The sequence below is a fragment of the Borrelia turicatae 91E135 genome (assembly GCF_000012085.2).
Taxonomy (GTDB): Bacteria; Spirochaetota; Spirochaetia; order Borreliales; family Borreliaceae; genus Borrelia; species Borrelia turicatae.
Genome location: NC_008710.1, coordinates 629,631 through 649,773 on the forward strand (window position 1 = coordinate 629,631; position 20,143 = coordinate 649,773).

A 20,143-nucleotide genomic window follows, 5' to 3' on the forward strand; every position below is an offset into this window, starting at 1 on the left:
TTGGCAGTATTTTTTAAGAGTCAATATTTTGTTTTAAGCTTAGTGTTTTTAATATTTTTAAGTTTATTTATTTTTTCTGGATTTTTGTTTTATTTAAAGCCTGTAATTTATGAAATATCACCAATGCCTGCTTCGCATGAAAATGTAATTGTGATTAAGGGACGTAATTTAGGTGATAAGATTGGAGAGATTAATATTAATGATCATTATTTAATGAAGAGTAGTATTGTTAGCTGGAGCAATGAGAAGATAGTTTTTAAAATTACAGATGAAATTAACTCCGGTCTTGTTTTTATAAAAAGCGAGAAAGGGATTAGTAACGAACTTTTTCTTGTAATTAGTAGACAAGTTCCAATTAAACTTGAGAAAAAAAATAAACCTTTTCTTTTTGTTACTGATGAGTTGGTTTTAATGACAAATGTTCCTGTTATATTAAGAGGCAAAAATTTAGTGTCAAATTTTGCTGGTGTTGAAATATTTATTCAAACAAAACATGAACTTTATAAAGTCCTTCCTAGAGATATATTGAAATTGAGTGAAGAAGAAATAAAATTTATTCCGCCGAAGACTTTGCATATTGATGGTGAGATTTTTTTGCAGGTTGACGGGGTTGAAAGCAATAAAATTCCTTTTAATTTTAATATAAATTTTTTTAAGTGGAATTTAAAGAGAACTAGAAATTTTAAAATATCTCATGAAATTTATTTCGTTCAGGCTTATAGTAAGGATCTTAGTTTGACATCAGATGACATTAATTTTAATGTTTTTTATTTAAATCCAATTGAAAATGAAAGACAAAAAATTAAGTTTTCAGATAATAATGGGGCTATATTGGATCTAGATAATTTATTTTTTAAAAGCCTAAAATCAAATACATATCATTTAAAATTTGAAGTTGAGACTTGTAAATTGGATTTAGATATTTTTGATAGAAAAGCTTTGGAGAGTATTAAAGTAAATACGGATAGTAATATGTATGAATTTAAAACATATGTTTTAAATAAGAGAGATCGTTATTTATCTTATGATTCACTTGATTTAAGTTCAATTAATTTGAATGTAAACAACAAAGATTCGGCTTATGAATTGGCAAAATCTATTATTGATGCTTTAATTTTGCATTTTACGGTTATAGATAATGATTTAACTTTGGATGAATCTATTAAGGTGAGGGAGATTTCAGCTGATAATTTAATCTTACTTACGAATTTGTTATTTTTACGAAACAATATACCTTTAAGAAATGCTGTTGGACTTTATTTTGATACTAGGTCGTCTAGTCTTAAAGAACATACTTGGTGTGAATTTTTTTTAGAGCATATTGGATTTATTTATTTTGATATAGTAAATGCGGTATTATTTAGAGATAGCTCTAATTATTTTTTGAGTATGTCAGAGAATTATATCCAGTATGGATATAAGGAAGATTATGATGATTTGCTATTTGATGATTATTTTGATTTACTATTGTTGAAATATAAAAGCTTGACGAATAGTAATTATTCTCTGAATTATAGGATTACTTTGGAGGAAAATATTAATGATAGATAGTATTTTATTTGATTTAATTGAAAGGGAAGCTAAAAGGGAGAGAGAAAATATTGAATTAATTGCTTCAGAAAATTTTGTATCATTAGGAGTAAGGCAGGCTGTTGGAAGTATTTTGACTAATAAATATGCCGAAGGTTATCCTTCAAAGAGATATTATGGTGGATGTTTTGTTGTTGATGATATTGAAAATTTAGCTATATCACGAGCGAAAGAGCTTTTTGGTGCAAGTTATGCAAATGTTCAACCTCATAGTGGTTCTCAAGCTAATATGGCTGCTATAATGGCGCTTATTAAACCTGGGGATAAAATTCTTGGAATGGAGTTGTCTCATGGTGGTCATTTAACTCATGGTAGTAAGGTCAGTTTTTCTGGAATGCTCTTTGATGCATATTCTTATGGTGTGTCAAGGGATTCTGAGATAATTGATTATGATGATGTTAGGAGAATAGCCAGAGAATGTAGACCTAATTTAATAATTGCTGGTGCTTCTTCTTATTCAAGAGAAATTGATTTTAAAAAATTTCGTGAAATAGCGGATGAGGTTTCAGCTTATCTTTTGTGTGATATTGCTCATACGGCAGGTCTTGTTGTTACAGGTTTTCATAACTCTCCTATTGATGTTGCACATTTAACTACAAGTACTACTCATAAAACTTTAAGGGGCCCTAGAGGAGGATTAATTCTTGCAGGTAAGGAATCTAGTATGATAGTGAATTTTAATAATAAAGAGAGAACACTAGAGAATGCTGTTAATTCTTGTGTTTTTCCAGGAACCCAAGGTGGGCCTTTAATGCATGTTATTGCCGGTAAAGCAGTGGCTTTTGGAGAAGCTTTGATGGATGAATTTAAGGATTATATTTCTAGTGTAATAGAGAATACCAAAGCTATGGCTGAGTATTTTGTTTCAGAAGGTTTTAGAATAGTTAGTGGTGGAACGGATAATCATTTATTTTTAGTTGACCTTGGTATTTTGGGTATTACAGGGGCTGATGCTGAGAAAGTTCTTGAGAGCGTAAACATTATTCTTAATAAAAACATAATTCCTTTTGATTCAAAAAATCCTTCTGTAGCTTCGGGTATTCGAATTGGTGGTGCTGCTATTACTTCAAGGGGTTTAAATAGAGATGATTCTATTGAGGTTGCTCGTTTTATTATTAGGGCTTTGAAGACTAAGTCTGATTATGAGCTTAAAAAAATAAAATGCGAAGTCGTAGAATTTATTAGTAGTTTTAATATGCCTTAATTTTGATTTGCAGTTTGTTTATTTAGGTGTCTAATTTGTTTCAAATTTTCTTTTTGTTATTGTCATTTATTTTGATTTTTAGTCCCTTTATTTTAAGTATGTTTTTCATATTTTTTGTTTTTTTTATAATCACCAGTATTTTAGGTGGGTTTAGGACGTACACAACAAGAGATTACTTTTATTCTAAGTCAAGGGAACTTGAATTTTATAAGTTATCTTGTTTATTGATGGCCAAATTGATTTCTATTTTGGGGTCAATGACTGGCGAGCAATTAAATTATATTAATTTTATAATTAATTCTTTAAATTTATCCGAAAAACATAAGACGGAACTTTATAATGTATTTCATTTTTCTGTTACTCAAAATAGAAATGCAGACAAAATATTATATACGCTGAAGCTTGGGTACTTTCAGCATAGAGATCTTTTTGTTTGGCTTGTCTCAGTTCTTAAAGAGATTAATAATTTAGCTAGATATGGAAACTTGGAAGGGGATAAATTTATTCGTTATGTTAGTGCATTTCTTGAGATCGATTTTGAAAATCATGATGCTTACAAAAATATTAATATAGAGATTGTTAATCCTTATGAAGTATTGGGTTTAAGATATAATGCTAGTGATGATGACATAAAGAAGGCTTATAAAAAATTGGTTATACAATACCATCCAGATAGATTTGCAAGTGAACCTATTAAACAAAGAGAGGCGAATGAAAAATTTATTAAGATTCAAGATGCTTATGAAAAGATCTGCAAAGAGAGAAATTTAAAATAGCTAGCTTATTAAGTTTTATTTGATTAATAGGATTTTATTATTTGAAATAGATTTGATAAATCGTTTAAAGAGTAGAAATCTATCCTTTAAACGATTGTTTTTGTTTATTCGTTAAAAGCCACTGCAAATTGTAAGAAAACACTTCCCATTTGGTCTTTTGTTGCGAAAAGATTGTTTGAATCCCATCCAAGTGATATTTTGGTCAATTTGATTAAATTGTCTAATTCTACTCCAGCTTTTAGATATATGCTTTTATCTGAACCTTTAAATGAGCCTAAAATATGGGTACCTACATATGGGATTATATGTGTTGTTGGTGATATGGATTCTACAGGTATTGCGTAATCGATGTATAAAGCACCCCCAATCTTAGTCGCTTCAGTAAATGCAACTGTTTGAGTTTGAGTTTGAGTATTAGTCTTTGGTGTAAGAATAGTTATTATATCATTTGATTGAGGTTGTTCTTTTAGTAGATCATAAATTCCAAGTGAAGCTATCCATCCAAGACCAGGAATAATTCCTTTTGTGTTGTCTTCGTAAGTTGAAATTTCGGCATTAAAAGTTTGGAATGATTTTGCAGCGATATCCTGTATTATTTTGTTTGAAGATGTAGGTTTATATAGGTTTTTTCCATAGGTAATTCCAAGTCCAATTCCTGATTTTTTGTTTTGTGTTCCAAATATTCTTGTATTATAGGAATTATCACCGCTAATTGACCATGATTCTTGTTCACCGTCATCTGTATTCCAAGCTAAACCGATACCTGTTCCTACAGAAAATGCAAAATTGGTACTTCTTTTGTTATCAAATTTAAGTTTGTTTTCTGTTGGATTAAATTGGTCTTTGTCGTCTGTATTTGCCTTTCTGGAGATGTGTCCAAGTATAGAAAAATCGCTGGCAAATGGATCTATTCCTACATCAGAGCCGGTTTGTATTAAGAGATAGGTATTTTTGTCATTGATTTTTGTAAGACCAAGCTTGTACGTAAATCCAATAGAGGCCATTATAGATGCGTTTGATAAAGTTGGACTGACAAGATCTGAGCCTACAACAGATTTGTCTTTAAGTCCGTATGTTATTGATGAATGATTAAATGTTGAGTTTCCGATTGCTCCTGAGAGTCCAAAGTGTAATTCAAATGGAATTTCTGCAATGACATCTGAGCTGTATTGTGCTAGTTCATTTTTCATTGGTGTCCATTTCACTTTTGTTCCGTAAAGTATACCTTGATATGTATTGTTGTAAGGAGTTTCGTCTTTTTTCTTTTTATCTTCTTCGGAATCGTTAGCATTTTTTTTGTAGTTTCTGTTCCCTGTTCCTGTTGCCCCAATTGCAAGCACAAGTTCTAATTGTGGAAAAGTGTATCCAAACTGAAGTGTTCCTATTGTTTTTGCTGTACTTCTTGCAAGGATTGTTCTTCTTGTAGCGCAATCATCGCTTGGAAAACCGTAATATTCGCTTTGAATACTAGTCATTGGTGCGAAACTAAATAATGATTCTTGGTTAAAATCAAAATCAGTCATTGATTCTATTTTGAGGTAAAAGTCATATATGTTGATTTGTGTTGTAATGCTTCCTACATCGAGTTTGAGTATGGCATCCTTTTTGCCCTTAGCTTTTAACACGAGGTCCTCTACTTTGATGTAAGCTGAGAAAGGATCATGCTTTCCTATTTCGTTATGTGTTTCATATGGTACAAATTTAATTCCTAGCTGGCTTTTATTTTCCAAACCAGGAATGGACTCATCCATGTCAAATCTAAATTCGCTACTATTTTCGAATGTTAGTTTAGGACTCCATGGGTTTGACTTAGATATATCTTTATCTGTATCATCGGCAAAAACTGTAACAGTGGTTAATATAAAGATAAAGATACATAATAATATTGTTTTATTCACTTTTATATCTCCTTTGTTGTGAAATTTGGGGCTTCGTTAGAAGTTTTAAATAACATGCATTTTTGTCTTTGGGTATTAATGATATTAATTCTTAGATAAAAATTCAAGTATTTTTATAGTTATTATTTTTAAATAAGACTAACAAAGTTATTATGTTAGTCTTATTTATTAAACATTTAAATTTATCATTTATTTATATTTATAATAAGAAGTAAACCAAAATGCCCGATATAAAAATATAGCCAAGAGCGTATACTATGGTTTTTGATAGTAATTTTCCTTCTTGTCCAATGAGACCTGCTGTTGTTGTTGCTATTGTAATATTTTGAGGTGAGATCATTTTGCCCCCTGTTGCTCCTGTTGTGTTTGCGGCTGAAAGCCAGTAAGGATTAACATCAATATTTGCTGCGATTTGTGTTTGCAATGGTCCAAATAAAACATTTGAAACGGTATCGCTTCCTGTAAGGAAAGTGCCCAGAGCCCCAATTAATGGGCTAAATAATGGGTATAATGTGCCTGTTAATGTTGATATGCCATCCGCAAGGTCTTTTATCATGCCGCTATGTGTCATTAATCTTGATATTGATACTATGCAGATAATTACAAAAGAAGATAATGCCATTTTTTTTATTGTAAGTACGAATGTTTTTAATTGTTCAATTATAGGGACCCCTCTGATTGAGTAAGATACTACTGTTGCAAGAATAATTAATGGTCCTGGTGAGGTTAGCCATTTAAATTGTAGTGGATTTGCTCCTGGATAAATTGAAAGAGTGGTTTTAAAGTTTGATAGATATTTATTTATTCCATAGAAAAGTGGTGAGACAATTATTATGAGTGAAACTATTAAAATATAGGGCAAACATGCAAGGAATCCTTGCATTGCTGATACTTTTATATTGTTATTAATTGTATCTTTGTTTGCAAAAAGCTTTGCATAAATTATTGTTATTGCCATTGCGGGTATGCTTCCAAGTATTGCTGGAAGTTCTGGGCCTAAGGTTTTTGAAACATAAACTTGAGATATTGCTATTGATGCTCCTGAGAGGAGTGTGAGGATAAACATTCCTCCCTTAAGACCTTTAATTCCGCCTCCTACAAGCATAACTAGTACAAATGGTATAATAAGAGTTGGCAGGATGAGTTGTAAAGAGACATCATATGATAACATATTAACATCTAATCCTGTTGCTTGGGAGAGAGATATTATAGGGATTCCTACTGAACCATAGGCAGTTGAGGATGTATCCATGATTAGACATATAAGACAGGCAAAGAATGGTTCAAATCCCATTGCCATTAGTATTGATACGGGAATGGCTACTGCGGTTCCGTATCCTGCAACTCCTTCTAAGAAGTTACCAAATCCCCATACTACAAGCAAAACTATTATTCGTTTATCAGAGGATACGTTTGATAACATGGCTTTTATAATTTTCATATCATTTTGACTTTCAGCCATTTTATATGTGAAAATAGCAGCTATAATTACAATAACTATTGGCCATATTCCCATTATTGTTCCCTCAAATATTGCAAGACTTGTATTGATTATTCCTAAATTCTTATCAAATAAGGTTATTGCAATGGTAACTATTAAGCATATTGGTATCACATAATATGCTGGTTTTTTTATTATCCCAAGTCCAATGATTATAAGTGTTATTGGTACCAGGGCTTTAATGAAATCATAAAAATTCATAATAAGATGTGTGCTCCTTTTTAGATTTACCATTTAATTTTATAACAAATTCTTATGCAATAATATATGATATAATGTTACTTTATGAAAATTATCCCTGTTATTCTAAACATTTTAATTTTATCAAGTGTATTTGGTGAACTTTTTTCAATTGATTTACTTGAAATCAAAAAAGTAACGGAAGATGCTAAGTCAGTTGTTTTAATTGATTATGATACCAAATGTATTCTTTATTCCAAAAATCCAGGTTTAGTTTTTCCACCAGCATCGCTTACTAAACTCGTCACTATTTATACTGCTTTAGTTGAGGCAAGGAAAAAAAATATAGATTTAAAGACCACTGTTCCTATTAGCAGTGCTGCATCTTATTATAATTTGCCTTTAGATTCTTCCTTGATGTTTTTAGAAGAGGGTCACAAAGTGAATTTTGAGGAATTGCTTAAGGGTCTTATAATTTCCTCAGGTAATGATGCCGCTATTGCAATTGCTGAATTTATAGTTGGGAAAAATTTAAGTGATTTTGTTGATTTAATGAATATTAATGTTTTAAACTTGGGACTTATAAATATGAGTTTTGTTGATACATCGGGTTATAGCAGTGATAATAAGATTACGGCGTTAGAAATGGCATTGTTTGCAAGAACCTATATAGAAGAATTTGAATTTATACTTGATATACATTCTCTTAAAGATTTTATTTATCCAAGGTCTGAAAATTTGGGTAATACTTCTTCTTTAAAGATGTTAAATTTCAAACAAAAGAATAAAAATGTTTTAATATTTAATTATCCTTATGCTGATGGATTAAAGACTGGTTATATTAAAACATCTGGTTTAAATTTAGTTGCTACAGCCAAAAAAGATGATATAAGATTAATAGCAGTTGTCTTGGGAGTTAATAAGGGAGTTGACAATGTTGGAGAGAGGAAGCGTGCCTTAATTGCACAAAAATTATTTGAATATGGATTTGGTAACTATGCTCAATTTTCTTTCATTGGTAAAATTAAAAGAAAAGATCTATAATGAGGTATGTTCGGTATTTTTTTAAAAAAGAGTTTTTGAATATGTCTTTTGAAAGAGATACACTTTGATAAGTTAGGTTTGGTATAGAGGCGTTAGTTGCTTCACTTAGAAATGATGAAGTAGTGGGAAAATTGATTTTTGTATATTTTAAGCTAGAGGTGCTAAACTTGTTTATTTAGTTACGCTTGAGAATTAGAAATTTTGATAGTATTTATAGGTGTTTTATAAAAGTTTTTTAAGAGAGTAATTGGTTTTATGTTAAATCATTTTAATTTTAAATTGAAAAGAGATGTTACAATAATAGTGCCAGGTGAAGCTTTTGTTTCAAATGATAGAGTTATTTCTACAATACTTGGTTCTTGTGTGTCTGTTGTGCTTTATGATGGGGTTCGTAGGCTTATAGGAGTGAATCATTATGTGCTAGTGAAATCTGATTCAGTGGTGGATGTTTTACAGAAAGGTAGATATGGAGTTTATGCTATTCCTATGTTAATTGATGCTATGATAGAGAATGGTGCATCAAAAAGTAATCTTAAGGCTAAACTTTTTGGAGGTGCTAATTTTATGGCCAAAGGGACAATAAGAGTTGGTGTTGAGAATTCAGAGTTTGCCGTTAATTCGTTAACCAAATATGGTATTCCAGTTGTAGCACAAGATTTTGATCAGTCTAAATCCAGAAAGATTTTTGTTTTTCCTGAAAATTTTAAGGTTGTTGTGGAATATCCAGATGGTGCTAAGATTTTTTAATCTTTACTTAAATTAATTTAGCAAATGATTTCATGAGTTTCAGTATGAGACTGTTATTGTTGTTGATAAGATTTTTTAACTGTTTCAAGTGTTAGGCGTAGAAAAGCCAGAGCTGTTAAGTGGTTTTCCTATATAGAGTTAAAATTTTAAGAGAATGTATGTTTTATATTAATTCTTAGTTTATTAGAGATTAATTTTTTGAGATATGTTATGGGTAGCATATAATCAATATATTTAATTATTAATTGTAAATTTGGTTTTATTAGGAGAGCAAGATGGAAAATGTTGTAATTCGTTATTTTAGGGCAATATCTCAAATTCCTAGATGTTCACAAAATTTAAAGGGCATTAGTAATTTTATTAAAGAAGAAGCTAGAAAATTTGGATATTCTTTTAAGGAAGATAGTATTGGTAATATTGTAGTTGAGATTAAGGCTAATGGCTGTAGCAATATGTTTCCTATTATTTTGCAAGCTCATACAGATATGGTTTGTGAAAAAAATGAATCTGTTGTGCATGATTTTGAAAAAGATCCTATTAACATCATTGAAGATAATGGATATTTTGTTGCATCAGGCACTACTCTTGGTGCTGATGATGGGATTGGGGTTGCTATGATGCTTGCCATTATGAGTGAGTCTTCGACTTTTAAACATCCTGCCTTGGAACTTCTCTTTACTGTTGATGAAGAAATAGGGTTAATAGGTGCTATTGGACTTGATCCTAATTTATGTAGTGGGAAGATGTTAATTAACCTTGATGGAGAAGAAGAGGGTTATTTTTTAGTTGGTTGTGCTGGTTCTCGACTTGTTCATATTAACTTTGAGCCACAATATAGACAAAATAGAAAAAAAACAGGTATTGAAATTTTGTTTACAGGTCTTAAGGGAGGCCATTCTGGTGCTGATATTCATATTGATTTAGCAAATTCTTTGAAATTGATGTTTTTTGCTTTGAGTACACTTAGGGCAAATATGGAATTTGAAATTGGGTATATATCCGGTGGGGATAAGAGTAATGCAATTCCTAGAGAGGCAAAGGCATTAATATTAATTGAAGCTGAACATTATGTTTTATTAGAGAAAGAATTAAAATCGTTTAAGCGTCATATGCAAGAGATGTATACTTTTGATTCTGATTTTGAAATTATTTTAAGAAGAGTAAATTTTTCTGGTGATGTTTTGGATGATATGGATCAAGATAAGCTTTTAAATATGGGTATGGCATTTTTGCATGGAGTCCAAAAAGTTGAAAATTATGGTGAAAAACTTATTAGAACGTCTCTAAATTTTGCTAGTCTTTTAAAGGTTGGTAATGAGTATCAGTTTGTATTTACAATAAGATCTTTGTTGGATATTGAGAAGGAATATGTTTTTAATCATTTAAAGGCTATTAGTAGTCTCTCAGGTGCTAATTTTAAAATAGTTTATGATTATTCTTCTTGGAAGCCAGCTGAGAATAGTAAACTTTTAAACCATCTTAAGAATGTGTATAAAAATATGTATTTGGAAGAGGCTAAAACCGTAGTTATTCATGCTGGTCTTGAGACTGGAATAATATCTGCAAAATTTGGAGGAATAGATTCAGTTACAATTGGACCTTGGATCAATGCTCCCCATACACCAAGAGAGCAGGTTGATATTGCTTCAACTATTAGAGTTTATAATTTTTTGAAGAAAAGTTTAGAGACTTTATAAAATTTTGTATTTTTATCTTGCTTGATTTTGAGTATATATTTCAGTTGACTTACTATTTGAATATTTATAAAATAAGTTTACATGTAATTGAGTATAAGTGGTGGTTGTAGCTCAGTTGGTTAGAGCACCGGATTGTGGTTCCGGGTAGCGCGGGTTCAAGTCCCGTCAGCCACCTTTGATTTTGATTAAGCTGCACCCATAGCTCAATTGGATAGAGTAATGGACTTCGAATCCAAAGGTTGCAGGTTCGAATCCTGCTGGGTGTAAAACGTTAGTTTTATACTTGAAAAAGCTTTTTAAGTTTTGTATACTACCTAAGGTATGCAGGAGTGGTGGAACTGGCAGACACGCTAGACTTAGGATCTAGTGCCCTAGGCATGTGGGTTCGAGTCCCACCTTCTGCAAGAAATGCGAAAGTAACTCAGGGGTAGAGTGCCACCTTGCCAAGGTGGAAGTCGCGGGTTCAAATCCCGTCTTTCGCTTGAATTTAGCAATTATTAGTATTAATGCATTTTAATTAGAGGAATAGTGTGATATTGAATAATGATGTAAAATTGATTCCCGGTTCTAAGGTTGAGGCTGTTATTAGAATTTCAAAAAAATTTGTTAAAAGTAAATACAACGAGATTTTACAAGATTATTCTTCTCGTCTTAAGGTTAAAGGTTTTCGTATAGGAAAAGTTCCTTTTAGTATTATTGAAGGCAAATATTCTGATAATATAAGAGCTCTCACTATAGAGAAGCTTATTCATAAGTCCTTAGAAGAATTTTTTAAAAGTGCAACTTATAAACCATTAGGTTATGCTGTTCCTAAAATATTAGATGAGAAATTAGAGATAGATTTCAGTAAAGATTTTGAATTTACTGTTGTCTATGAGGCTTATCCTGAATTTGAGCTACCTGATATATCTAATGTTGAGGTAGAAATTCCAGAAGTTTTTGTATCTGATTCTGATGTGGAGGAAGAGCTTAAATTGTTACAACTTGAAAATGCAATTGTTGTTGAGGATAGTGGTGATGTTAAGTCAGGCAGTATTGTTAGGGTAGATTTTGTGGAGCTTGATGATTCCTTAAGTGAGATTTTAACAACTAAAAGGCAAGATTTTGTTTTTACTGTTGGTGAGTCTAATAATTATTATGGATTTGATAATGATATTATTGGGATGAAAAAGGATGAAGAAAAAATAGTAGAGAAAAATTATGGTATGGATTATAAATTTAGTGAACTTGCTAATTCTTTTAAGAGATTAAAGATCTCTCTTAAGGATATAAAGAGGCGTGATATTCCTAAGCTTGATGATGATTTTGCAAAGGATATTAAGGATAGTTTTAATACATTAGAGGATCTTAAAGAGCATATAAGAGAGAATATGTTAAGGCTTGTTAAAGAAAGAAGTGAGTCTCTTAAACTTTCAAAATTGTTATCTGATATTGCAGAGAAGCTAAACATAGAGATTCCATCTTCTATGTTTGAGGCTGAATTTAAAAATGTTTTAAACGAATTTTCACATCAAAATAAGATTAATCTTGAGCAATTAAGCAATTCTTCTACAGGTTTAGAAGGTATTAATGATGTTTTTAAGGAGAATGTACTTAAGAAATTAAAGTCTAAGTTGATTTTCCAAAAAATAGTAGATAATGATTTGACAGAGGTTACAGATTCTGATTTAGAGGATGAGCTTGTTAAGCAGGCTGAAGATGCGAAGATGAAACTTGCAGATATTAAGAAATTTTATCAAGAGAAGAATTTGCTTGAAATTTTAAAAGATGAAATTAAAAGACAAAAGGTTAAAGATAAAATTTTAAAAAATGTAAAGGAAATTAATCCTAAAAAAGTTGCCTTTAGAGATTTTATTAATTATAAAACAGGTGAATAATGATAAGAGAATATATGCATAATTTAGTTCCTACTGTTGTGGAGCATACTGGAAATTATGAGCGTGTTTTTGATATATATTCAAGATTGTTAAGGGATAGAATAATTTTTTTGAGTGGTGAAATTAATGATGTAAGGGCAGACACAGTCATTGCTCAACTTCTTTTCTTAGAGTCTGAAGATTCTAAAAAGGATATTTATGTTTATATAAATTCCCCTGGAGGTAGTATTACCGCAGGACTTGCAATCTATGATACTATGCAGTATATCAAACCAGATGTAAGAACGATCTGCATTGGTCAAGCAGCTTCAATGGCTGCATTTTTGCTTGCAGGAGGTGCTATAGGCAAACGAGAGTCATTATCGTATTCAAGAATAATGATTCATCAACCTTGGGGTGGAATAGGTGGTCAAGCCAGTGATATTAGTATACAAGCGAATGAAATTATAAGGCTTAAGAGATTAATAATAGATATTATGTCTGATAAGATAGGAGTATCTAAGGAAAAATTATCTCTTGATATTGAGCGGGATTATTTTATGACACCAAAAGATGCTCTTGATTATGGAATTATTGATGGTATCTTGGTAAGAAATTAGTTTTATTGTGGGTGAGATTTGATATGGCAAGAAGCAAAAGTCAAAAAATTGAAGGGTGTTCTTTTTGTGGGCGTACTAAAGCTGAGGCTGAAGGGCGAATTATTTCAGCAAAATCTGTTGCTATTTGTTTTGAATGTTCTAAAATATGTCATAATCTTTTTAAAGAAGAAACAGAAAAGCCTGTAAGGCCTAAATCTTCAAGGGGTCTTCCAACTCCTAAACAACTTAAAAGTCATTTAGATAAATATATTATTGGACAAGAAGATGCAAAAAAAGTATTGTCCGTTGCTGTTTATAATCACTATAAGAGGATATTTAAAGGGAATAAGAGAGATAATGGGGTTGAACTTGAAAAATCTAATATATTGCTTGTAGGTCCTACTGGAAGTGGTAAAACTTTGCTTGCAAAAAAGTTAGCAGCTGAGATGAATGTTCCATTCGCAATGGCGGATGCTACAACTCTTACTGAGGCTGGATATGTGGGAGAAGATGTTGAGAATATTTTACTTAAGCTAATTCATGCTGCTGATGGAGATGTAAGTTTTGCAGAAAGGGGTATCATTTACATAGATGAAATAGATAAGATTGCAAAAAAAGGTGAAAATGTTTCAATTACAAGGGATGTATCTGGAGAAGGTGTTCAACAATCTTTATTAAAAATAATTGAAGGCACTATTGCAAATGTACCGCCAAAAGGTGGGAGAAAGCATCCTTATGAGTGTACTATTGAAATCAATACGCAGAACATACTATTTATATGTGGTGGGGCTTTTGTAGGACTTGAAAATATTATTAAAAAAAGAATTAATAAAAGTTCTATTGGATTTTCATCTGCTGGTAGAAAAGATTCTGGAGAGATTAATTCTTTAAAATACTTGGAAATGGAAGATTTGGTTAAATTTGGACTCATACCGGAGTTTGTAGGTAGGCTTCCTGTACATTCTTATCTTGAAAAGTTAGAAAAGGAAGACCTGATTAAAATATTAATTGAACCTGAAAATTCTATCGTGAAACAATATTGTCATATGTTTAAGATGGATAATGTTGATCTATTATTTGAAAGAGATGCGCTTGATGCAATTGCAGAAGAGGCCATGCTTAAAAATACAGGTGCTAGAGGTTTACGTTCTATTTTAGAAGAATTGCTTAAAGATGTAATGTTTGAAATACCTTCAACTAAGCAAATTAAAAAAGTTATTGTTACTAAAGAGTCTGTTTTAAGTAGCAATATTGAGCCCTTGATTTTGACAGGGAGGCATGCTAATAAGCCTTGGGCAAAAGAACTTTATGAAATCAATTCTCAATCTAATTAGTTCTAAAAAAGACGATCTTCCAGTTATTGTTTTAAGGCAGAATGTTTTTTTCCCAAATGTAACTTTATGGGTTAATTGTGATGATAGTATTTCGATTAATGCAATATATCAGTCTATGTTAGAGGGTAGATTGATCTTATTTTTTTGTGTTAATGATCTTAACTCGGATAATAGTAGCAAAATTAGTTTAGAAAATTTATATTCTATTGGTATTTATGCAAAGATTATTCAAGTTGTAAAGGTTACTGAAATTTTGATAAAAATTTTAGTAACCTTTCAGGATAGAGTTATTATCAAAAGCATTGTAAAAAAGAATAATTACTTTAGAGCAAAGGTTGATTTTATATCTGATAAATGTGAATTTAATAATGAGCTTTTTACTTATTCTAAATTCTTAAGAGAAGCGTATGATACTTATAGATCTTATTTGCCCGTTAAAAAACTAGACAATGATGAGAGTAACGATTTTTTTGATAGTCCAGCTAAGCTTGTTGATGTTATAGCCTCTAATGTGAATTTGGAATATAAAGTTAAAGTAGAACTTTTACAAGAACTAGATGTTAAGCTTAGAATAGAAAAATTGATCATAAATCTAAATATTGAGACTGAGCTTTTAATTCTTAAGAAAGATATTAAGGCTAAGGTTAAGACTAAACTTGATAAGGGTCAAAAAGAATATTTTTTAAATGAGCAAATTAAGGAAATTCAGAAAAGATTAGGGAGAGATGAGACTGATTATCTTGAAAGATTAAACTCTAAAAATATTCCTGAAAATATTAAATCTAGAATTGAAAAGGAAATATCCAGATTGACTCGTGTGAATACTAATTCGCCAGATGCTAATATTGTTAGGAACTATGTTGAATTGTTACTTGACCTACCTTGGGATGAAAATACTGTGATGAAAAATTCTTTAAGAGAGATTGAACTTATTTTAAGAAATTCTCATTATGGTATGTATGAAACTAAAGAAAAAATAATGAATTTTTTATCTGTCTATCATATTAATTCTAAAGTTCAAGCGCCTATCTTGTGTCTTGTGGGTCCACCCGGTACCGGAAAAACTTCTGTTGCTTTATCTATTGCTAAGTCTCTTTCTAGGGAATTTACAAAAATTTCCCTTGGTGGGTTAAGAGATGAAACAGAAATTAGAGGTCATCGAAGGTCTTATGTTGGAGCTCTGCCGGGAGTTTTTATTAATGCAATCAAAGTGGCTGGAAAATCTAATCCCGTAATTCTTCTTGACGAAATAGATAAGATTAACAGTACTTATAAGGGAAATCCGGAAGCAGCACTTTTAGAAGTTTTAGATTCTGAACAAAATTCTAGATTTGTTGATCATTATTTAGAAATTCCTTATGATCTCTCTAATGTGTTGTTTGTAGCAACAGCCAATTCTCTTCATGAGGTTTCTAGACCTCTTCTTGACAGAATGGAGATCATTAAGATAGAAGGGTATTCTTGTGTTGAAAAATTAGAAATTGCAAAAAATTTTTTAATACCAAATATAATTAAAGATAGTTGTTTAAATAATGTCTATATAAAAATAGAAGATGATGTTGTTTTACATATAATCAGGAACTGTACTATGGAGTCTGGAGTTAGGAATTTAAAGAGAGTTTTGACTAATTTGTTTAGAATGGTTGTAAGAGAATTACTTTATGTTTACTCAAGGGAGGACATAATTAAAGGAAATTTTTATTTTCCAAGTTCCTTAATGCATGGCAATAATTTACTCTTTACTCATGATCCTGATATTCCTGGTATTTACAAAATAATTAATATGAATAATTTTCATTTTTATGTGAATTGTGAATATAAGTTTAATTTAATTAGAATTGACTCTTCTGGATTTGTTTATGGTCTTGCTTGGACAAGTTATGGGGGGGCTGTACTTCCTGTTGAAGCTATTAAGTTTGATAAGAAAGGCGATATTATTTTAACAGGTAGTCTTGGGAGTGTTATGAAAGAAAGTGCACAATTGGCTTATTCTGTTGTAAAAACTTATTCTTCTGAGCTTAATTTTGATATAAATGAAATTCCTGAAATTCATCTTCATTTTCCGGAAGGAGCTACACCAAAAGATGGGCCTTCTGCTGGAATTACTATCGCAACAGCCATAGCTTCTGTGCTATCTGATAAGAGAGTGCCTCTAGACCTTGCTATGACAGGAGAGGTTACTCTTAAAGGTTCAATTCTTCCTGTGGGAGGTATTAAGGAGAAGGTGCTTGCAGCTTATAGGAATGGTATAAATAAAATTATTATTCCAAAGGATAATGAGAAAGATTATGTTAAGCTTCCAGAAGATATTAGGGACAATATTGATGTTAAGTATGTGTCTAATTTGGGAGAGGTGTTTAACTATTTAAATATTATTTAGAGCTTTATATGTTAGAATTTATTAAGGAGGAGATATGAAGGATGGAGTTAGAAAACCCTCAGGTAGTAGGGTATCATTTAATTCTCAAGGTTCTGTTAAAAATAGAATTAACAATAATTTTTCATCTTTTGTAAATGGCAATTTTGGGAAAAATTTTACTAAGAAGAAAAAGAAAAGTAAGTAGCATGGTTATTAGCCATGCTAATCTTATTGATTTATGCTCTTTTGGAATAGTATTCGACAATCATTTGTTCATTTGCAAGGGTAGGTATTTCGTCTCTTGATGGTGGTCGAGTTATTTTTACATTTAAATCATCGGCATTTACTTCTATCCAAGTTGGTAATTTTCTAAGAGTTGATGTTTTTTCTATGTTGGATCTAACTAATTTTTTTAGTCTATCTTTTTCTTTTACTTGTATCATATCGTTTGCTCTTAGAGTAATGGATGGAATTGTAACTCTTCTTCCATTGAGCATAATAATTCCATGTGAAACTATTTGCCTTGCGTGAGCTCTTGAAATAGCAAATCCAGCTCTGTATACAACATTGTCAATTCTTCTCTCAAGTAATGCTAAAAGATTATCCCCTGTAACTCCATGCTGTCTCCTTGATTCTTTGAAAATATTAGTAAGTTGTCTTTCACTTACACCATAAGTGAATTTTACCTTTTGTTTTTCTATTAGTTGCTTTCCATATTCTGTGATTTTAGCTCTCCTAGATCGTCCGTGCATTCCAGGTGCATTAGGTTTCTTTTTAAGCAATTTATCATATTTAGGTTGTTCGAAGATATTCACACCAAATCGTCTTACCAATTTTCCTTTAGCTATGTTTTTTCTATTCATTTACTCCTCGCATCTTTAAATAGCAGGGGCAGGATTCGAACCTACGACCTTCGGGTTATGAGCCCGACGAGCTACCAAGCTGCTCTACCCTGCGTCTCTCAGTGCATTGTAACACAATTGTATTTAATGTGTCAATTAATTTTATTTAGTTATATTAATATGTATATTTCACATATTTCTTTATGGTATTTTTTTATGGTGTATTTTATTTTTTCTTTTTTTTGTATCAAACTTTTTAAGTCATTTTCATAGCTTAAATCTAATTTGACATGGAGACTTAAGTCATTTCCTTGATGAAAAAGGTTGAGTTCTTTGAAATTTACATTAATATTTTTTAATGTGTTTTTTATTTTTCTTTTTAAGTCTATGTCTTGTTTTGAAAGGAGTTTATTAGCATTGTTTATGATTACGTGTAGTCCTTCTTTGATCATTATAAAACTAATACATATAGATATTATTTTATCAAATCCTGTCCATACATAATTTGCAAGTAATAAGCTTAGTGTAGTTCCTCCATGAGAGAATATGCAATTCTTATCAGATGATGATAATGCTAAAAGCAAATAGTTGTTATACCTTTTGCCGATTTGGAATTTTACCAAATATTCGATTATCTTGACTAAGAAAAATATAAAGGGTATTAATGGTATCCAAATGCTTTTTTTTAAAGAATTATTTGAAAATATTTCTAATATATTTTTTTTATCCTCGTGATAATGATCATACTCCTGGTGATCATAGCCATGATTATGAATATGTAATCCAGATTCATTTCTGAAGTTCATTAATTTGTTCAATCCTGTTGTGCCTAAAAACATTGTAAATCCTGAGATTATGATGATTAATCCTATGATAAATGCTATCAGGTTTTCCATTTTTTTATATCCATAAGGATAATAAATTGTTTCAGGCCGATTTGTAATTTTTAAACTAAAATAAGTAATTGTAGATAGGATAAAATCGGATGTAACGTGAAGTGCATCTGCGATGAGTGCAAACGAGTTAAAAAGAATTCCAACAGTAAGTTTAGATGTTATTGATGCTACTTCTGCTAATACTGAGATAAGTCCTATTCTTATTATAAGTGTATTTTTTTTTGTTTCATAAGTTAAGTCTTTTTCGTATATATTATTGTTATTTTCAAATCCTAGGTTTTTAAGTTCTTCTTTTATGTCATTAATTTTGCATAAGATTTTTTGTAGTTTATTTTTTTTACCATAATAAATTAGGTTATGAATGAGTACTCTTTCTATTCCCTCTGCTTTAAAATTTGGATCAATATAGAAATTATTAATTTTAATCTCTTTATTTTGTATTTTGGCTTTCAGGTATGAAACCATTTCAACATTATTTTCTGTGTAAATTATATAAATTTCATCTTTTTTTAAGCTTGCAAGTTTTAAGTTAGTGCATTTATTGATGTTTTTATTGTTGATTATCTTGATCATATTTGCACTTTCCCTTTTTTTTATTGCATAATCCTATTATGTGTAAAGATAACATTATTTTTTTTAATGTTCAATTAATTTTGTTAATATCCTAAATGAGGTGGGAGGGATGTTTATGTTACAATCTCAATTTTTTGTTAAAAGATGTAAAAGAGCTATTTCTAAAGAAGAAGTTCTGATAAATAATGTGAAAAATGTTGAACATGTTTTTTATAATTTTTTTAAAATATTTGATGAAAAAGCTTTAAAGAGTGTATTCGACTATTATTATGAGAATTTTGACTTTGATGAGGGAATATACGCTTTTATTGATAAATTTATTCCAATTATTAACTTTTTGTCATTGGAGGTTTTGGATTATGAATTTAGCATTGATGAGAAAAAGCTTATATTAGAAGTGTTTGATTCTTCAGCATGCACTCTTAAGGATGACACATTGAGTGAGTTTGCTAGGGCTATTGTTTCTCTTGGTATTTTAGATTAATACTTAAATTTTTTCTTTACACAAATTTTTAATTTATGTTTCTTGATTTGCCTTAAATATTCTTGATAACTCTTCTTTGTTGAATGGAATTTTAAGTAAATCTTTAAGTGTATAAGTTTGTGAGATTGTTTTAGTGGCGTTAAATTGGTTAGGATCTGTCATTAATATTTTAGTATTTTCTTCGAAAAATTCTGACATTACTTGACGACATATTGCACATGGTACACTTGCTGGAGTTGTTGTGATCAACATAAAATCTATTTTTTGTATACCAACAGATGATATCATGTTCATTATTGCGGCTTGCTCTGCACAACGAGTTGCTCCAAAACTTGCATTTTCAACATTTGAACCTTGAAAAAATAAATTGTCTTTAGTTTTAATACAAGCTCCCACTTTAAATTTTGAATATGGTGAATATGCATTATTTCTTGCAGTTTCTGCCAATTGAAATGCTTTTACAATTGCATTTTGTTCATTATCTTTCATTTAATGCCTCTTAGTTGATGATATTGTCAATTATAGCACAATGATTATAATTTTCTATAAAAATATTGTAAAAT

16 protein-coding genes, 5 tRNA genes and 1 pseudogene are annotated in these 20,143 nt (G+C 30.5%); 16 read left to right on the forward strand and 6 right to left on the reverse strand.

The genetic code is table 11. The features are described from left to right. The 3 genes from BT0_RS03015 to BT0_RS03025 are packed head-to-tail and all read left to right on the forward strand — an operon-like array spanning position 1 to position 3,570. Entirely contained in the window at positions 1–1,551 is a 1,551-nt protein-coding gene (locus BT0_RS03015; protein ID WP_011772541.1) for a DNA-binding protein, read from the forward strand. Next, entirely contained in the window at positions 1,541–2,794 is a 1,254-nt protein-coding gene (gene glyA, locus BT0_RS03020) for a serine hydroxymethyltransferase (protein WP_011772542.1), read from the forward strand. The genes BT0_RS03015 and glyA overlap by 11 nt, the downstream gene beginning before the upstream one ends. Before the next feature lie 26 nt (positions 2,795–2,820). After that, the gene (locus BT0_RS03025; protein ID WP_011772543.1) at positions 2,821–3,570 is read left to right on the forward strand and encodes a J domain-containing protein; all 750 of its coding nucleotides are present in this window, start codon (positions 2,821–2,823) and stop codon (positions 3,568–3,570) included. Positions 3,571–3,674: 104 nt separating this feature from the next. On the opposite strand, the gene BT0_RS03030 is transcribed toward BT0_RS03025, so the two are convergent. Both BT0_RS03030 and BT0_RS03035 read right to left on the reverse strand, forming a co-directional pair. Then, positions 3,675–5,468, reverse strand: a complete 1,794-nt coding sequence (locus BT0_RS03030; protein ID WP_011772544.1) for an integrin-binding adhesin P66 family protein — start codon at positions 5,466–5,468, stop codon at positions 3,675–3,677. 199 nt (positions 5,469–5,667) lie between these two features. After that, the gene (locus BT0_RS03035; protein ID WP_041178501.1) at positions 5,668–7,170 is read right to left on the reverse strand and encodes a lactate permease LctP family transporter; all 1,503 of its coding nucleotides are present in this window, start codon (positions 7,168–7,170) and stop codon (positions 5,668–5,670) included. A gap of 84 nt (positions 7,171–7,254) precedes the next feature. Between BT0_RS03035 and BT0_RS03040 the strand changes: the two are divergent. The 12 genes and pseudogenes from BT0_RS03040 to BT0_RS05905 form a co-directional block, all read left to right on the forward strand. After that, positions 7,255–8,194, forward strand: a pseudogene (locus BT0_RS03040) (D-alanyl-D-alanine carboxypeptidase family protein); the annotation flags it as partial. A gap of 254 nt (positions 8,195–8,448) precedes the next feature. Beyond that, positions 8,449–8,940, forward strand: a complete 492-nt coding sequence (locus BT0_RS03045) for a chemoreceptor glutamine deamidase CheD (RefSeq protein ID WP_011772547.1) — start codon at positions 8,449–8,451, stop codon at positions 8,938–8,940. A gap of 275 nt (positions 8,941–9,215) precedes the next feature. Beyond that, a complete protein-coding gene (gene pepD, locus BT0_RS03050; protein WP_011772548.1) occupies positions 9,216–10,637 on the forward strand; it encodes a beta-Ala-His dipeptidase in 1,422 nt (473 codons plus the stop codon). A 100-nt stretch (positions 10,638–10,737) separates the two neighbouring features. Continuing rightward, a tRNA-His gene (locus BT0_RS03055) sits at positions 10,738–10,811 on the forward strand. A gap of 18 nt (positions 10,812–10,829) precedes the next feature. Then, a tRNA-Arg gene (locus BT0_RS03060) sits at positions 10,830–10,903 on the forward strand. Positions 10,904–10,960: 57 nt separating this feature from the next. Continuing rightward, positions 10,961–11,041 (forward strand) — tRNA-Leu (locus BT0_RS03065). Positions 11,042–11,047: 6 nt separating this feature from the next. Continuing rightward, a tRNA-Gly gene (locus tag BT0_RS03070) sits at positions 11,048–11,119 on the forward strand. Positions 11,120–11,167: 48 nt separating this feature from the next. Further along, a complete protein-coding gene (tig, locus tag BT0_RS03075) occupies positions 11,168–12,514 on the forward strand; it encodes a trigger factor (RefSeq protein ID WP_011772549.1) in 1,347 nt (448 codons plus the stop codon). Between the two features lie 14 nt (positions 12,515–12,528). Next, the gene (gene clpP, locus BT0_RS03080; RefSeq protein WP_088895053.1) at positions 12,529–13,113 is read left to right on the forward strand and encodes an ATP-dependent Clp endopeptidase proteolytic subunit ClpP; all 585 of its coding nucleotides are present in this window, start codon (positions 12,529–12,531) and stop codon (positions 13,111–13,113) included. A gap of 23 nt (positions 13,114–13,136) precedes the next feature. Further along, a complete protein-coding gene (gene clpX, locus BT0_RS03085) occupies positions 13,137–14,426 on the forward strand; it encodes an ATP-dependent protease ATP-binding subunit ClpX (RefSeq protein ID WP_041178502.1) in 1,290 nt (429 codons plus the stop codon). Continuing rightward, positions 14,401–16,806, forward strand: coding sequence for an endopeptidase La (lon, locus tag BT0_RS03090; RefSeq protein WP_041178503.1), 2,406 nt, complete (start codon positions 14,401–14,403; stop codon positions 16,804–16,806). Before clpX ends, lon begins: the two co-directional genes overlap by 26 nt. A 34-nt stretch (positions 16,807–16,840) precedes the next feature. Further along, a complete protein-coding gene (locus tag BT0_RS05905) occupies positions 16,841–16,990 on the forward strand; it encodes a hypothetical protein (RefSeq protein ID WP_088895047.1) in 150 nt (49 codons plus the stop codon). Between the two features lie 31 nt (positions 16,991–17,021). Here the strand turns inward: BT0_RS05905 and rpsD are convergent, their stop codons facing one another. From rpsD to BT0_RS03110, 3 genes are all read right to left on the reverse strand, one after another. Beyond that, complete coding sequence (gene rpsD / locus BT0_RS03100) at positions 17,022–17,648, reverse strand: 30S ribosomal protein S4 (protein ID WP_011772553.1); 627 nt, start codon at positions 17,646–17,648, stop codon at positions 17,022–17,024. Positions 17,649–17,668: 20 nt separating this feature from the next. Beyond that, positions 17,669–17,742 (reverse strand) — tRNA-Met (locus BT0_RS03105). Positions 17,743–17,797: 55 nt separating this feature from the next. Continuing rightward, a complete protein-coding gene (locus BT0_RS03110) occupies positions 17,798–19,096 on the reverse strand; it encodes a cation diffusion facilitator family transporter (RefSeq protein ID WP_011772554.1) in 1,299 nt (432 codons plus the stop codon). A 115-nt stretch (positions 19,097–19,211) separates the two neighbouring features. On the opposite strand from BT0_RS03110, the gene BT0_RS03115 reads away from it, so the two are divergent. Next, a complete protein-coding gene (locus BT0_RS03115; protein ID WP_041178504.1) occupies positions 19,212–19,580 on the forward strand; it encodes a hypothetical protein in 369 nt (122 codons plus the stop codon). 33 nt (positions 19,581–19,613) lie between these two features. On the opposite strand, the gene cdd is transcribed toward BT0_RS03115, so the two are convergent. Continuing rightward, the gene (cdd, locus tag BT0_RS03120) at positions 19,614–20,069 is read right to left on the reverse strand and encodes a cytidine deaminase (protein WP_011772556.1); all 456 of its coding nucleotides are present in this window, start codon (positions 20,067–20,069) and stop codon (positions 19,614–19,616) included. Positions 20,070–20,143: the final 74 nt, after the last annotated feature.

Bases quoted from the DNA above. Each gene is read 5' to 3' on its own strand.
- glyA (WP_011772542.1), top strand. From the start codon at position 1,541: ATGATAGATAGTATTTTATTTGATTTAATTGAAAGGGAAGCTAAAAGG.
- BT0_RS03035 (WP_041178501.1), bottom strand. From the start codon at position 7,170: ATGAATTTTTATGATTTCATTAAAGCCCTGGTACCAATAACACTTATA.
- BT0_RS03045 (WP_011772547.1), top strand. From the start codon at position 8,449: ATGTTAAATCATTTTAATTTTAAATTGAAAAGAGATGTTACAATAATA.
- pepD (WP_011772548.1), top strand. From the start codon at position 9,216: ATGGAAAATGTTGTAATTCGTTATTTTAGGGCAATATCTCAAATTCCT.
- clpP (WP_088895053.1), top strand. From the start codon at position 12,529: ATGCATAATTTAGTTCCTACTGTTGTGGAGCATACTGGAAATTATGAG.
- clpX (WP_041178502.1), top strand. From the start codon at position 13,137: ATGGCAAGAAGCAAAAGTCAAAAAATTGAAGGGTGTTCTTTTTGTGGG.
- lon (WP_041178503.1), top strand. From the start codon at position 14,401: ATGAAATCAATTCTCAATCTAATTAGTTCTAAAAAAGACGATCTTCCA.
- BT0_RS05905 (WP_088895047.1), top strand. From the start codon at position 16,841: ATGAAGGATGGAGTTAGAAAACCCTCAGGTAGTAGGGTATCATTTAAT.
- rpsD (WP_011772553.1), bottom strand. From the start codon at position 17,648: ATGAATAGAAAAAACATAGCTAAAGGAAAATTGGTAAGACGATTTGGT.
- BT0_RS03110 (WP_011772554.1), bottom strand. From the start codon at position 19,096: ATGATCAAGATAATCAACAATAAAAACATCAATAAATGCACTAACTTA.
- BT0_RS03115 (WP_041178504.1), top strand. From the start codon at position 19,212: ATGTTACAATCTCAATTTTTTGTTAAAAGATGTAAAAGAGCTATTTCT.
- cdd (WP_011772556.1), bottom strand. From the start codon at position 20,069: ATGAAAGATAATGAACAAAATGCAATTGTAAAAGCATTTCAATTGGCA.